Annotated in this window: 16 protein-coding genes; 9 read left to right on the top strand and 7 right to left on the bottom strand. The window is 61.4% G+C overall.

All coding sequences use genetic code 11. From position 1 onward, the window contains the following. Positions 1–44 precede the first annotated feature (44 nt). The 3 genes from DTP52_RS14455 (at position 45) to DTP52_RS14440 (ending at position 2,073) form a co-directional block, all read left to right on the top strand. Complete coding sequence (locus tag DTP52_RS14455) at positions 45–1,034, top strand: 2-hydroxyacid dehydrogenase (protein ID WP_109753956.1); 990 nt, start codon at positions 45–47, stop codon at positions 1,032–1,034. A gap of 200 nt (positions 1,035–1,234) precedes the next feature. Beyond that, a complete protein-coding gene (locus tag DTP52_RS14445; RefSeq protein WP_053124325.1) occupies positions 1,235–1,669 on the top strand; it encodes a hypothetical protein in 435 nt (144 codons plus the stop codon). Then, positions 1,669–2,073 (top strand): META domain-containing protein, encoded by a 405-nt coding sequence (locus DTP52_RS14440; protein ID WP_109753954.1) that lies wholly within the window; start codon positions 1,669–1,671, stop codon positions 2,071–2,073. The genes DTP52_RS14445 and DTP52_RS14440 overlap by 1 nt, the downstream gene beginning before the upstream one ends. 188 nt (positions 2,074–2,261) lie before the next feature. Here the strand turns inward: DTP52_RS14440 and DTP52_RS14435 are convergent, their stop codons facing one another. Continuing rightward, complete coding sequence (locus DTP52_RS14435) at positions 2,262–2,729, bottom strand: TlpA disulfide reductase family protein (protein ID WP_109753953.1); 468 nt, start codon at positions 2,727–2,729, stop codon at positions 2,262–2,264. Between the two features lie 114 nt (positions 2,730–2,843). On the opposite strand from DTP52_RS14435, the gene arsC reads away from it, so the two are divergent. Genes arsC through DTP52_RS14420 form a run of 3 tightly spaced genes read left to right on the top strand, consistent with a single transcriptional unit; the run spans position 2,844 to position 4,217 of the window. Further along, on the top strand, positions 2,844–3,197 hold the full coding sequence (gene arsC, locus DTP52_RS14430; protein WP_072411837.1) for an arsenate reductase (glutaredoxin): 354 nt from the start codon (positions 2,844–2,846) through the stop codon (positions 3,195–3,197). Further along, positions 3,194–3,799 (top strand): NAD(P)H:quinone oxidoreductase, encoded by a 606-nt coding sequence (gene wrbA, locus DTP52_RS14425; RefSeq protein ID WP_109753952.1) that lies wholly within the window; start codon positions 3,194–3,196, stop codon positions 3,797–3,799. The genes arsC and wrbA overlap by 4 nt, the downstream gene beginning before the upstream one ends. Next, positions 3,792–4,217 carry a DUF2069 domain-containing protein gene (locus tag DTP52_RS14420; protein ID WP_109753951.1) on the top strand — a complete coding sequence of 142 codons (426 nt, stop codon included), beginning with the start codon at positions 3,792–3,794 and terminating at the stop codon, positions 4,215–4,217. The genes wrbA and DTP52_RS14420 overlap by 8 nt, the downstream gene beginning before the upstream one ends. A gap of 89 nt (positions 4,218–4,306) precedes the next feature. Here DTP52_RS14420 and DTP52_RS14415 read toward each other — a convergent pair whose 3' ends face one another. Beyond that, positions 4,307–4,981: a DNA-3-methyladenine glycosylase I gene (locus DTP52_RS14415; RefSeq protein WP_109753950.1), complete on the bottom strand. Its 675-nt coding sequence runs from the start codon at positions 4,979–4,981 to the stop codon at positions 4,307–4,309. A 60-nt stretch (positions 4,982–5,041) separates the two neighbouring features. Continuing rightward, positions 5,042–5,866, bottom strand: a complete 825-nt coding sequence (gene ttcA / locus DTP52_RS14410; protein ID WP_003204698.1) for a tRNA 2-thiocytidine(32) synthetase TtcA — start codon at positions 5,864–5,866, stop codon at positions 5,042–5,044. A 411-nt stretch (positions 5,867–6,277) separates the two neighbouring features. Here ttcA and DTP52_RS14400 point away from each other — a divergent pair, with 411 nt between their 5' ends. Continuing rightward, positions 6,278–6,880: a Yip1 family protein gene (locus tag DTP52_RS14400; protein WP_039591896.1), complete on the top strand. Its 603-nt coding sequence runs from the start codon at positions 6,278–6,280 to the stop codon at positions 6,878–6,880. Between the two features lie 159 nt (positions 6,881–7,039). Next, positions 7,040–7,534 carry a SprT family zinc-dependent metalloprotease gene (locus DTP52_RS14395; protein WP_109753949.1) on the top strand — a complete coding sequence of 165 codons (495 nt, stop codon included), beginning with the start codon at positions 7,040–7,042 and terminating at the stop codon, positions 7,532–7,534. 120 nt (positions 7,535–7,654) lie between these two features. Here DTP52_RS14395 and DTP52_RS14390 read toward each other — a convergent pair whose 3' ends face one another. Together DTP52_RS14390 and DTP52_RS14380 are read right to left on the bottom strand one after the other, a co-directional pair. Then, positions 7,655–8,836: a CaiB/BaiF CoA-transferase family protein gene (locus tag DTP52_RS14390; protein WP_109753948.1), complete on the bottom strand. Its 1,182-nt coding sequence runs from the start codon at positions 8,834–8,836 to the stop codon at positions 7,655–7,657. A 313-nt stretch (positions 8,837–9,149) separates the two neighbouring features. Next, complete coding sequence (locus DTP52_RS14380) at positions 9,150–10,502, bottom strand: dicarboxylate/amino acid:cation symporter (RefSeq protein ID WP_109753947.1); 1,353 nt, start codon at positions 10,500–10,502, stop codon at positions 9,150–9,152. Positions 10,503–10,834: 332 nt separating this feature from the next. Between DTP52_RS14380 and DTP52_RS14375 the strand changes: the two genes are divergently transcribed. Then, positions 10,835–11,833, top strand: a complete 999-nt coding sequence (locus tag DTP52_RS14375; RefSeq protein ID WP_109753946.1) for an AraC family transcriptional regulator — start codon at positions 10,835–10,837, stop codon at positions 11,831–11,833. A gap of 161 nt (positions 11,834–11,994) precedes the next feature. Here the strand turns inward: DTP52_RS14375 and DTP52_RS14370 are convergent, their stop codons facing one another. After that, entirely contained in the window at positions 11,995–13,341 is a 1,347-nt protein-coding gene (locus DTP52_RS14370) for an ATP-binding protein (protein ID WP_109753945.1), read from the bottom strand. Further along, the gene (locus DTP52_RS14365) at positions 13,338–14,015 is read right to left on the bottom strand and encodes a response regulator (protein WP_109753944.1); all 678 of its coding nucleotides are present in this window, start codon (positions 14,013–14,015) and stop codon (positions 13,338–13,340) included. Before DTP52_RS14365 ends, DTP52_RS14370 begins: the two co-directional genes overlap by 4 nt. Between the last annotated feature and the right edge of the window lie 9 nt (positions 14,016–14,024).

Genomic DNA, 14,024 nt, shown 5'->3' with positions numbered 1-14,024 from the left:
GCTCCTACCCGGACTGTAGGGCTTGTTTTTACCAGGAGGCCGCCATGCGCGTGATTTTTTTCAGCAGCCAGACCTACGACCGCGACAGTTTCACCAAGGCCCCGACGCCTGCGGGCCTTCAATTGCAATTCCAGCCCGCCCGCCTGAACCTCGACACCGTGGCCCTGGCCGAACGCCATGAAGTGGTGTGCGCCTTCATCAACGATGACCTCAGCGCCCCGGTGCTGGAGCGGCTGGCCGAAGGTGGCACGCGGCTGATCGCCCTGCGCTCGGCCGGCTACAACCATGTCGACCTGCTCGCCGCCAAGCGCCTGGGCTTGAGCATCGTCCGGGTACCAGCCTACTCGCCCCATGCCGTGGCCGAACATGCCGTGGCGTTGATCATGGCCCTCAATCGCTGCCTGCACCGTGCCTACAACCGCACCCGGGACGGCAACTTCAGCCTTCATGGGCTGACCGGTTTCGACCTGGTGGGCAAGACCGTCGGTGTGATCGGTACCGGGCAGATCGGTGCTACGTTCGCGCGGATCATGGCCGGCTTCGGCTGCCAGTTGCTGGCCTACGACCCCTATCCCAACCCGCAGGTCGAAGCCCTGGGGGCTCGCTACTTGCCCTTGGCCGATCTGCTGGCACAAGCGCAGATCATCAGCCTGCACTGCCCGCTGAACGAACAGAGCCGGCACCTGATCAATGCCGATTCACTGGCGGCCATGCAACGCGGCGCGATGTTGATCAACACCGGGCGTGGCGGCCTGGTGGACACGCCGGCCCTGATCGAGGCCTTGAAAAGCGGCCAGCTCGGCTATTTGGGCTTGGATGTCTATGAAGAAGAGGCGCAGTTGTTCTTCAAGGACCGTTCCGACCTGCCCTTGCAGGACGACGTGCTGGCACGGCTGCTGACCTTCCCCAACGTGATCGTCACCGCTCACCAGGCGTTTCTGACCCATGAAGCGCTGGCGGCGATTGCCATGACGACCCTGGACAACATCGCTGCCTGGGCGAAAGGCGCGCCACAAAATCTGGTGGATAGCTGACCCCGCTCTATCAGCCAACACATACCTCCTGTGGGAGCGAGTCTGCTCGCGATAGCGGTAGATCGGTCAGCATTAATGTCGACTGACACACCGCTATCGCGAGCAGGCTCGCTCCCACAGTGGATTTCGTCGCCTGACCAGCATCCGAACTGTCCCAAGCCATGCCCCGTGCTAGCATATCGCGCCTATTTGGAGGACCCATGGCCGAACACGATTTCCGCTACACCCTGATGAACCCGCAGCACACCTTGACCGAAGTCCGCGCCTTGGCGCCGGGCCGTTACCAGGTCACCGGCAACGGCGGTTCGATCCAGGCCAACGATGTGTTGCTCGTCACGCTCAAGGGCAGCAAGGACTTGTCCATGCGCCTGACCGTGGACACCGTTCGGCACCTGCTCAAGCCCATGGGCCAATGGACCGCCATGACCACCGGCCCGGTATTCGGCGAACTGGCGATCCATACCTGGCAGGTCAACTGTGACGCTTGCGCCAAGGAACTGAGCTTCGAATTCGCCGTCGATGCCAAGCTCGGCGTCAAGGCCGAGAAACCGGCCGCCACCGCGCGAATCGCCGAACTGGGCTGGACCACCGTCGGTGAAAAACACCTGTGCCCGAAATGCCGGGAAGCCGCCTGATGAAACGTTTGGCCCTGTGCGCGTCGATCGGCCTGAGCCTGATGGGGTGTGCCGCTGAACCTGTGCAACTGCAACACAACCGCAGCTACATCCTGGAATGGATCGGCGAACGGCCATTGATGGACTACAGCCACCTGACCATCACCCTTGGGGATGACGGTCGCGCCTATGGCAACGGCGGCTGCAACCACTGGTTCGCGCCCTATACCCTGGAAGGCCACCGTTTGAGCTTCGGCAAGATCGGTAGCACGCGCAAGCTCTGTGCCCCAGCCCTGATGGAACAAGAAGCGCGCTTTTTGCAGGCGCTGGAAAAAGTCGAACGCTGGGACATCTCGCCCATCGAGCAAGTGCGCTTCTGGCCGGCCCAGGGCAAGCCGCTGCGGTGGTGGCTGGAAGAAGGCTGAGGCCTGGAAGGCGAAAAAACTGAATCTGGAATGGGTCCCTGTGGCGAGGGGATTTATCCCCGCTGGGCTGCGAAGCGGCCCCTGCTTCCCGTCTGACACACCGCAGTAGCAAATAGATCTGGGGCCGCTTCGCGACCCAGCGGGGATAAATCCCCTCGCCACAAGGTATCCCACCTGTCATAGCAGGGCTATTTGAACGCTTGCAACGCCTCAAGCTTGGCCATCACCCCCGCCGCCGTCTGCTCCCCCAGCAACTGCTCGCGCACCTTGCCCTGGTTATCGATGATGTAAGTCACCGGCAGCCCTTCGCTGCGAGGAAGATCGAAGATCTCGGCCGGATCCCGGGCCAACACGGTGAAGCGAATCCCCATCTTGTCGCTGGCGCTTTTGAGTTCTTCGCCCTGCACCTGGTCGAAATTGACCCCGAACACACCGACGTTGCGGCCCTTGAGCTGTTCGGCCAAGGCATTGAATTCCGGGATTTCGGTGCGGCACGGTGCGCACCATTCCGCCCAGTAGTTAAGTACCACCCACTGTTTGTCCAGCCGCTGCGAGGCGATGGCCTGACCGTTCTGGTCCACCCCGTAGTCGTTCCCGCAGCCGGCGAGCAATAAGCTGCCCATGAAGATCAATGCCGCCGTCAATCGCCTTGTCATGTACCAATCCTTGTCTGAATGTGAACGCTGCTGCGACCCGTCGCCTCTCTAAGGTGCTAGGGACTTCGCGGCACAGTAGAATAGCCGCCACCTTACGCAAGATGCGACCCGCTCATGACCGATCTGACGCTTTATCACAACCCGCGCTGCTCCAAATCCCGCGGTGCGCTGGAACTGTTGGAGGCCCGTGGCCTGACGCCCACCGTGGTCCGCTACCTGGAAACCCCGCTCGACGCTGCGCAATTGGAGCGTCTGCTGGGCAAGCTCGGCATCACAGCACGGCAACTGCTGCGCACCGGCGAGGACGAATACAAAGACTTGAACCTGGCCGACGAAAGCCTGAGCCAGGCCCAGTTGATCGCGGCCATTGCCGCTCACCCGAAACTCATGGAACGACCGATTCTTGAAGCCGGGGAAAAGGCCGTGATTGGCCGTCCGCCGGAGAAGATCCTGGAGATCCTGCCGTGACCACACCGTACATCCTGGTGTTGTATTACAGCCGCAGCGGCTCCACCAACGAAATGGCCCGGCAGATCGCCCGAGGTGTCGAACAGGCCGGCCTGGAAGCCAGGTTGCGTACGGTGCCGGCGATTTCTACCGAGTGCGAAGCGGTGGCTCCGGACATCCCCGAGCAAGGCCCGCTCTACGCCAGCCTCGATGACTTGAAGAATTGCGCCGGCCTGGCCCTGGGCAGCCCGACCCGTTTCGGCAACATGGCCGCGCCGCTCAAGTACTTTCTCGACGGCACCAGCAACCTGTGGCTGACCGGCGCCCTGGTGGGCAAACCGGCCGGAGTATTCACCTCCACCGCCAGCCTGCACGGCGGCCAGGAAACCACGTTGCTGTCGATGATGCTGCCGCTGCTGCACCACGGCATGCTGATCACCGGCCTGCCCTACAGCGAATCGGCCCTGATCGACACCCAGGGCGGCGGCACACCTTACGGCCCGAGCCATCACGCCGGGGCCGACGGTAAAAGCGGCTTGAACGAACATGAGGTCGCGCTGTGCCGGGCCCTGGGTTCGCGCCTGGCGAAAACCGCCCTGTTGCTGGAGAACGGCCGTGGCTAAGAAGCCGAAGATCCTGCCTCCTATCCAGTGGCTGGAACCGCGCGTGCGCATCGCCCGGACCCTCAGCCTGCTGTGTTTTTTCGGCCTGGTGGGGTTGCTCAGCGGGTATTACCTGCTGGTTGCCGACCTGCACGGCGCGCGGCCCTGGGTGATTTTGCTGATCGAACTGGTGCCACTGTTGATCCTGGCGCCAGGTATGCTCACTGGCAGCGCCCGCGGGCATTCGTGGATGTGCTTTGTGGTGAACCTGTATTTCATCAAGGGCGCGTTGGCGGTCTATGATCCCAACCGGCAGCTGTTCGGCGCGCTGGAAATGGCGGCAAGCGTGGCGGTGTTCTGCTCGGCGTTGTTGTATGTGCGGTGGCGGTTTCAGTTGAATCGACGACTCGCGGGCGAAGGCGATATTTCCGTCGCCTGATAAATTGCTATCGCGAGCAGGCTCGCTCCCACAGAGGTGTTGTGAACGCCACAGATCCAGTGTGGGGCGAGTCTGCTCGCGATGCGATCTCAATGATTCACGGTATACGCCAGCATCATCGAAATCTGGCTCATCGGCCGTCCCCCACTCTCTTCATGCCACTGGTTGAAGGCGTTCTGCACTGTCGCCAGGTCGCGCAGGCTGGTGGGGACTTTATCGATGATGTCCTGGGCATTGAGCGCCGCCACCACGTCATAGCTGGGCACGAAGGTGTCCTTGCCCATCATGCGCAGGAAGCGCGGTGCCGATAGGCCACCCAACTGATGGCCATGCTTTTTCAGATAGGTCCACAGGCCGACGATATCGGTCACCGGCCAGTCGGCTACCAGCGCGCCGAAGCTGCCCTTTTCATGGGCCACGTCCAATATCAGCTGCGCGTTACGCGGCACGCTCTTGAGCTTGCCCAGGTGGCGAATGATCCGTGCGTCCTGCATCAGCCGCTCCAGGTGCTCGGCGCTCATCAGCACGACTTTTTCCGGATCGAACTTGAAGAACACCTCTTCGAAGGCCGGCCACTTGGCGTCCACCAGGCTGTGCTTGAGCCCGGCACGGAAGACCCGCAGCGCCATGGTCGAGAGGTAGCGGTCGTCGCTGATCTTGCGCAGTTGCGCCGGGGTCTTGGGAACCGGCAGGTGAGCTTCCAGTTCAGCCGCCGAACCGAAGCGGTTCAGACAATACTCGTGTAACCACTTGTAATCGCGCATGCCCTCTCCCTGAAATGAAAACGGCGCCCGCGAGCGCCGTGAATAAAGCCCTTGCCCTCGTCAGAGGTTCACCACATTGACGAACCGCGGCGTGGCGTTTTCGTCGATGCGCAGGTTGGTGAAGTCGAACAGGTTGCGGTCCGCCAGTTGCGATGGGATGACATTCTGCAAGCCGCGGAAAATGCTCTCGGTACGGCCCGGGGTCTTGCGCTCCCATTCCTGAAGCATCTCCTTGACCACCTGACGTTGCAGGTTTTCCTGGGAGCCGCAGAGGTTGCAGGGGATGATCGGGAACTGCTTGAAATCCGAATAGGCCTGGATGTCTTTCTCGCTGCAATAGGCCAGCGGGCGGATCACCACATTGCGCCCGTCATCGGCGCGCAGCTTGGGCGGCATGGCCTTGAGCGAGCCGTTGTAGAACATGTTCAAAAAGAACGTTTCGACGATGTCGTCACGGTGGTGACCCAGGGCCATCTTGGTCGCACCGATCTCGTCGGCGAAGGTGTAGAGCGTGCCGCGCCGCAGGCGTGAGCACAGCGAACAGGTGGTCTTGCCTTCGGGAATCAGTTCCTTGACCACCGAATAGGTGTCTTTCTCGACGATGTGGTATTCCACGCCCAGCGACTCAAGGTAGGCCGGCAGCACATGCTCGGGGAAACCGGGCTGCTTCTGGTCCATGTTCACCGCGACGATGTCGAACTTGATCGGCGCAACCTTCTGCAGATGCATCAGCACATCGAGCAAGGTGTAGCTGTCCTTGCCACCGGACAGGCAGACCATGACCTTGTCGCCGTCCTCGATCATGTTGAAATCGGCGACCGCCTCACCGGCCTGGCGGCGCAGGCGCTTTTGCAGTTTGTTCTGGTTGACCGTAAGAGTGCCCATGACGCGAAATCCGTGAGGTGTGACGAAAGGCCGGCATTTTACGCAAAAATCCGCCGTCGGCGAAGGCTTGATGCACCACTGTTGTGGTCAAGATTGTGGGAGCAAAGCTTGCTCGCGAAACAGACGCCTCGGTTTCTGAAAGACCGCATCGCTTCCATCGCGGGCAAGCCTTGCTCCCACAATCGCCTCGCCACAAAGTGAATTTCGTTGCCAAGTCATGTACAGACCCATCGGCGATTAACACCATCGCCTACAGCGCGATTTGCTCTAAGCCCCCCATCCCCCTCGCGGCGACTCCTTTCTATACTGCGACATAAGGTCGCACACACTTACAGACCTTTACTTACCCGGCCATTTGGCCCGTAGGCGCTCCGTTGGGGGGCGATGGCAATAACAAAGGAGTGACTGACTATGATCCATCATGTCGTGGGGCTCTTTACCCACCCTGATCAAGAATGGAAAGAAATCCGTGGCGATCAGGAGGAAAGCATCAGCCACATGTACCTCACCCACACGCTGATCCTGGCGGCTATTCCCGCCGTGTCGGCGTTCATCGGTACCACACAGGTAGGATGGGTCATCGGCAATCGCCCACCGGTCATGCTCACCCAGGAAAGCGCGCTGTGGATGACCATCATGTCGTACCTGGCCATGTTGGGCGGTGTGGCAGTGATGGGCGCTTTCATCCATTGGATGGCCCGCACCTATGACGCCAATCCGAGCCTGGCCCGTTGCGTTGCGTTCGCCACCTACACCGCGACACCTTTGTTCATCGGCGGCCTGGCGGCGCTCTACCCGCACATGTGGCTGGGGATGATCGTCGGCACGGCGGCGATCTGCTACACGGTCTACCTGCTGTATGTGGGTCTGCCAACGTTCATGAACATTCCCCAGGACGAAGGTTTCCTGTTTTCCAGTTCGGTGCTCGCCGTCGGCCTGGTAGTGCTGGTGGCAATCATGGCGTTCACGGTCATCGTCTGGGGGCTGGGCGTCGGCCCGGTGTATACCAACTGAATGATTGAAGCTCTCCAATAAGAAGCAGGATCTGCCAACACAGGCCGCCGCAAGGCGGCCTCCCTGTGTTTGCGAGGGTGGAAACGACCACTGGGCGCCTGAACGATTCGCAACGGCCGACGCTTGCGGCATACTCGGATTTCTGGAGACCCGTAAAGCATGCTCGAGCAACTCAATACCCGCGTCGAAGAGTGTTACCAACAAGCCGAATCCTTTTTCAAACGTCCTTTCAAGCGCCCGGTGGTCAGCCTCAAGTTGCGTGGCCAGAAGGCTGGTGTCGCGCACCTGCATGAGAATCTGCTGCGCTTCAATCCACAGTTGTACCGGGAAAACGCCGAAGACTTCCTCAAGCAGACCGTCGCTCACGAAGTCGCGCACCTGATCGCCCACCAACTGTTTGGCGAGCGCATCCAGCCCCATGGCGAAGAATGGCAACTGATCATGCGCGGGGTGTACGAACTGCCGCCCAACCGTTGCCACACCTACGAAATCAAACGCCGCAGCGTGACCCGCTACATCTACAAATGCCCCTGCGACGGCAGTGACTTCCCGTTTTCGGCCCAGCGCCACAGCCTGGTGCGCCAGGGACGGCGATATTTGTGTCGTAGTTGTCGACAGACCTTGGTGTTCAGTGGAGAGACGCGGGTCGAATAGCAATTTTTTGTAGAGTTTCGACTGGCCCTATCGCGAGCAGGCTCGCTCCCACAGGGGGATTTGCGTCGTACATGGATCCACTGTGGGAGCGAGCCTGCTCGCGAAGGGCACTTGAAAGCACTACAAAATCACCTGGGCACTGCGCAATTGAGCAATCCGCTCAACACTGAACCCCAACTCTCCCAACACCTGATCTGTATGCACCCCCAGCCCCGCGCCAATATGCCGAGGCTCGGGCAACCCTTCGGAAAACTTCAGCGGACAGGCCATCTGCGCCTGGCTCGAACCATCGCCACGGGGCACCTGTGTCACCAGCTCCCGAGCCTGTAGCTGCGGATGCCTGATGGTTTCCTCAAGACTCAGCACCGGTTCGACACAGGCATCGATCCCGGCGAACAAGCTGCAAAGCTCGGCGAAATCATGCTTCTCGAACTCGGCTTGCAGTGCCTGCTTGAGCATGCGCTGTTGCTCGGGTTGAGGCGACAGCCCCTGGGCCGCCAGCTCCGGTCGTCCCAAAGCCCCGCACAGCGCCTGCATGAAGGCCGGTTCCAGGCTGCCCACCGACATCCAGCGACCATCGCGGGTGCGGTAATAGTCGTAGAAACTGCCGCCGTTGAGCATCTGGTTTTCCCAACCCGGTTCCACCCCACAGGCCAGGTAACCGGCACCGGCCATGGCGTTCAGGCTGAATACACAGTCGGTCATGCTCACATCCAGGTGCTGGCCCTGCCCGGTCTGCTGACGGGCAATCACCGCCGCCAACAGCCCGATCACCCCGTGTAGCGAACCGCCAGCAATGTCCGCCGCCTGGATCCCCAGCGGCAGTGGGCCGCTGTCGGCGCGGCCGGTATGACTGGCCAGCCCCGCCAAGGCCAGGTAGTTGATGTCGTGCCCGGCGCGGTCCTTATAGGGGCCGGTCTGGCCATAGCCGGTGATCGACACATAGATCAACCGTGGGTTGATCGCCTTCAAGGCCTCATACCCCAGGCCCAGTCGCTCCATCACGCCAGGGCGGAACTGCTCCAGCAGGATGTCGTAGTCCGCCAGCAACTGCGTGACCACCTCCAACGCTTGCGGTTGCTTGAGGTCCAGGGCCAGGCTGCGCTTGTTGCGGTTGAGGTAGGCGTGGCTGGCCGATACGCCCCGGTCATGGGGCGGTAGTACCCGCAAAAGGTCCTGGCGGGTCGGCGACTCGATGCGCAACACCTCGGCCCCCATGTCCGCCAGCAACAGCGAGGCGAACGGGCCGGGCAGCAGGGTCGAGAAGTCCAGAACCTTGAGCGATGCCAGTGGACCTTGCATGAGCGATCTCCGAGGGGTGATGGTGAAAGACTAGGCAGGGGTTGGCGGTGGGGCAATTACCGCAGGTGTCACATCGAATGACGATTGTGCTCATGGCTGGCACAGATCCGTGTGGCGACGCTGGGCTGTGGGGGCAAAGCTTGCTCGCGAAACAGGCGCCTCAATCCTGAAAGACCGCATCGCCTTCATCGCGGGCAAGCCTTGCTCCCACAGAGTGTGGGATAAATCCCCTTGGCACAAAAGCACACTTATCTTGCGAACTCAGGCGCAATAAAAAACCCGCCGAAGCGGGTTTTTCATTGCAGCCTGTAGCTTACTTCACAGCGCCTGGAGCAGAGGACTCTGCCGCTGCAATCTGCGCCGCCGCAATCTGCTCGTCATCTTCACGGACGTCGGAGATACCGCGACCGCCGGAAGCCAGTTCGGTCTGCAGTTGGTTCTCGTCCAGCTCCTTGACCCACTTGGCAACCACGATCGTGGCAACGGCGTTGCCCACCAGGTTGGTCAGGGCGCGGGCTTCGGACATGAAGCGGTCGATACCCAGGATCAGTGCAAGGCCGGCCACCGGCAAGGTGCCCACGGCCGACAGGGTGGCCGCCAGTACGATGAAACCGCTACCGGTCACGCCAGCAGCACCTTTGGACGACAGCAGCAGCACCAGCAGCAGGGTGATCTGGTGAGTCAGGTCCATTGGGGTGTCGGTGGCCTGGGCGATGAACACCGCAGCCATGGTCAGGTAGATCGAAGTACCGTCGAGGTTGAACGAGTAGCCAGTCGGGATGACCAGGCCTACGACCGACTTCTTGGCACCCAGGCGCTCCATCTTGATCAGCATGCGTGGCAGGGCCGATTCCGACGAGGAAGTACCCAGCACGATCAGCAGTTCTTCACGGATGTAGCGGATCAGCTTGACCACGCTGAAGCCGTGGGCGCGGCAGATGGCGCCCAGCACCACCAGCACGAACACCACGCAGGTGATGTAGAAGCAGATCATCAGCTGGCCCAGTTGCACCAGCGAACCGACACCGTAGGCCCCGATGGTGAAGGCCATGGCACCGAACGCACCGATAGGCGCCAGCTTCATGATCATGTTGATGATGATGAACATCACGTGGGCGAAGCGATCGATGAAGTCCAGCACCGGCTTGCCGTAGGCACCCAGGCGATGCAGGGCGAAACCGAAGAGCACCGAGAACATCAACACTTGCAGGATGTCGCCGTTGGCGAACGCACCCACGATGGTGTTCGGGATCACGTTGAGGATGAAGGCGACGATGCTCTGGTCTTTACCGGCCGAGATGAAACCGGCGATCTTGCTGGTGTCCAGGGTTGCCACGTCGATGTGCATGCCGACGCCCGGCTGTACGACGTTGACCACGACCAGGCCGATCAGCAGGGCGATGGTGGAGACGATTTCGAAGTACAGCAGCGCATAGCCGCCAGTCTTGCCCACCGATTTCATGTTCTGCATGCCGCCGATGCCGCTGACGACGGTACAGAAGATGATGGGGGCTATGACCATTTTGATCAGTTTGATGAACCCGTCGCCGAATGGCTTGAGGGCAACACCGGTCTGCGGGTAGAAGTGGCCGAGCAAAATACCGATGGCAATGGCTACGATCACCTGGAAATACAGGGATTTGTACAGTGGCTGACGAGTCGTCATGGCAAACCTTCCTCAAGAGTCCCGCATGACGACATCCACCTGTCATCAACGGCACCTCAATTGCGAACCCTCCTGCACTGGAGGGATTTGTTTTTTGTCGGCTGCACGCGGCAGACCTACCTAACCCTTCGCAAAGCGCGTGCCATTTTTGCGAAACCCCCTACATCCGGTATAGCAGACGGGTTAGCGGATTCCACAGGGATTAAACGTGACGTGCAAGGTGGCGGATTTCCGCCTACAAGCCGTTTCGCATTCCGGGATTTGGCGGATATCCGCCTTGTTCAGCCCTCCCCCCCTGCTACCATCGCCCGCTTAACGGACGGATTTCTGCCATGCGCCAACGCACGATCGCCAGCCACTTCGCCCGCGCCGCCCTGGGCGGTGCGCGTCGGCAAGGCTTCGACTATTTTCCCCTGCTGCAACAGCTGGGCATCAGCCCTGAGTTGTTGGATGAGCCGCGGGCGCGGATTGCGCCCGAACAATTCGCCCGCCTGTTGCAGGCTCTGTGGCTGGCATTGGGGGACGAATACCTGGGATTCGGCCGGGCGGCGAGTAAACCCGGGACGTTTGCCATGATGTGTCACGCGTTGATTCACTGTCGGACCCTGGGCAAGGCTCTTCAGCGTGGCTTGCTGTTCTACAGCCTGTTCCCCGACGCCCCGAGCCTGACGCTGGAAACCGAAGGCGAGCGAGTGCGACTGGTGCTGGACGATTCGACGCTCTGGGACCCCGATCACTTCCTGACTGAAAGCCTGCTGGTGGTCTGGCATCGCCTCGCCAGTTGGCTGATCGGCCAGCGGATCGGCCTGGAACAGGCGACCTTCGGCTATACCAAACCCGCCCACGGCGCCGAATACGACTTATTGTTTCCCTGTCCGCTGGTGTTCGACGCCCGCAGCAGCAGCCTGTTGTTCCATAGTCGCTACCTGGAAATGCCGCTGCTGCAGGACGAACGTACCCTCAAGCATTTCCTCGAGCGCTCCCCCGCCGACCTGCTGTCGCGTCCGGACGACGGCCACAGCCTGAGCAGCCAACTGCGCCGCCTGCTCAGCCGCGACACGGCACGCTGGCCTGACCTGGACACCGTCGCCGCCCATCTGCACCTCAGCCCGCAGACCTTGCGCCGGCACTTGCGGGAGGAAGGCACCAGCTTCCAGGAACTCAAGGATCAGTTGCGGCGGGATATCGCCATCTATCACCTGGGACGCGCGGACCTGTCGTTGCCGCAGATCGCCGAGCAATTGGGTTTCTCCGAACCGTCGGCGTTTCACCGGGCATTCAAGAAGTGGACGGGGCTGACACCGGGGGCTTACAGGGAGTTGGAGAACTGAGTGGACATCCAACTTCTGTGGTGTATCTACCGGCCCTTGTGGCGAGGGAGCTTGCTCCCGTTCGAGTGCGCAGCGCTCGCAAATTTTTGGGGCCGCTTCGCAGCCCAGCGGGAGCAAGCTCCCTCGCCACAGGGGCCCGCCGACACAGCGAAATATCCCAGTCAAACCACCGGAAAATGAATCCGGAACGCCGCCCCGCCCAGCTCTGAATCCCCCAAAGTCAACTTGGCGCCGTAGCTGTCGATGATGTCCTTGACCACCGCCAGGCCAATGCCCTGCCCCGGATGCTGGCGATCCAGCCGCTCACCACGCTGGAGAATCCGCGCCCGTTGATCCGGTGGCACGCCCGGCCCGTCGTCCTCGACACTCAACTCCATGCCACCGAGGGTCTGGTGCACGCTCACGCGTACCTCGCCCAGGCATAGCCGATAGGCGTTCTCCAACAGGTTGCCGAGCATCTCCAGCAAGGCGCCCTGTTCGATTGGCACCTGACACTGCTCCGGCAGATCGAAACTGACATTGACCCGTTTGTCGCGATAGACCTTGTCCAAGGTATCGCACAGGCTTTGCAGCACCGGGCGCAAGCGCACCTGATGGCGCACCAGCCCGCTTTTGCGCAGGCTGGCGCGCTGCAACTGATAGCCGATCTGCTGGCTCATGCGCTCGATCTGGCTCTGCAACACCCAGGCCTGCCCACGATCCTCGGGACGCCGGGCCATGTCTTCGCTGACACCCTGCAATACCGCCAGCGGGGTTTTCAGGCTGTGGGCCAGGTCATCGAGAGAGTCGCGGTAACGGCTGCGCTGCTCCCGTTCGCTGTAGAGCAGGCGGTTGAGGGAACCGGTCAGGCGCAACAGCTCCCGAGGGTGCTCGGTACTGAGGCTTTCCCGGGCTCCGCTTTCGATCTCGTCCAGCTCCTGACTCAGCCGTCGTAGCGCCCGCAGGCCCCAGGTCAAGCCGATCCACAGCAGCGCCAGCAGCACCACCAAGGCAGCGCCGAAGCCCAGGTAGAGATTGTCCCGCAAGCCTTGCAGGGTCACCTCGTAATCGCGCACCGGTTGCAGGGTGACGATGCTGAACGCCGCGTTCTGGCCGCCGAGCAGCTTGATCTCGACGTCATAGACAAAAAACTCCTGGCCGTCGTTCTCGCGAATGCGCGCGAACTGATTGCCCTGGCCGTCATAACGCGGCGTGTAATTGATGTTTTCTTCCTGGGTGGCCTTGGAGCGCCACACCAGCCGCCCCTCGCGATCATAGATGTAGCCCAGCAGGCGGGCGTCAGCGAGGTTGAAGCGCTCATCGGGCAGTTGCGTCGGCATCTTCAAGCGGTTGTTTTCCACCCGGGCGGCGGAAATCAGCGTGGTCACGTCCGAGGCCAGGCGTTGCTCGATGGACTCCTGCAACGCCAGGCTGAACGCGCCTTGCATGGCCGGCAACAGTGCCAGCATGAACAGCACTGCCAAGGTCATGGCAGCCAGCATCAACCGCAGCCGAAGCGAACGAATCACTGGCAGCGCTCGTTGAACAGGTAGCCCAGGCCGCGCACGGTGTCGATGGGTTTGAAGCCGGCGGGGGCTTCCAGCTTGCGGCGCAGGCGCCCGACCAGCACTTCGATGACATTGGGATCGCGCTCATCGTCATCGGGATAAAGCTGTTCCATCAAGCGATCCTTGGCGACCACCTGCTGGTGATGACGCATCAGGTATTCAAGGATTCGGTATTCGTAGGCGGTCAGCGCCAGCGGCTCGTCGCCCAGGGACGCCTGCTTGCGATTGAGGTCGAGCAACAGCGGGCCAGCCACGATGGTCGACTGGGTGAAGCCGCTGGAGCGACGCAGCAGGGCATTCAGGCGGGCCTCCAGCTCTTCGAACTGGAACGGCTTGACCACGTAGTCATCGGCGCCGGCGGCCAGGCCTTCGACCTTGTCCTGCCAGTTGCCGCGGGCGGTCAGGATCAGGATCGGAAACGTCTTGTCCTGGGAGCGCAGCCGGCGGATCAGCTCCAGCCCGCTGATGCCCGGCAGGCCCAGGTCGATCACCGCCAGGTCATGGTTGAATTCGCGGACCTGGTACAAGGCCTCTTCGGCATTGGCCACGGCCTGCACCACATGGCCGCTGTCGCTAAGACGGGTTTGCAGGTGATGACGCAACAGCGCTTCGTCTTCGACGACCAGTAATTTCATGGAGCCTCT

Origin of the sequence: Pseudomonas sp. 43mfcvi1.1, from assembly GCF_900115935.1 — a bacterium.
In the GTDB taxonomy this organism is placed as follows: Bacteria; Pseudomonadota; Gammaproteobacteria; order Pseudomonadales; family Pseudomonadaceae; genus Aquipseudomonas; species Aquipseudomonas bijieensis.
Note: the sequence above shows the minus strand (reverse complement) of the source record. Positions and strands in the feature narration are given on the sequence as shown.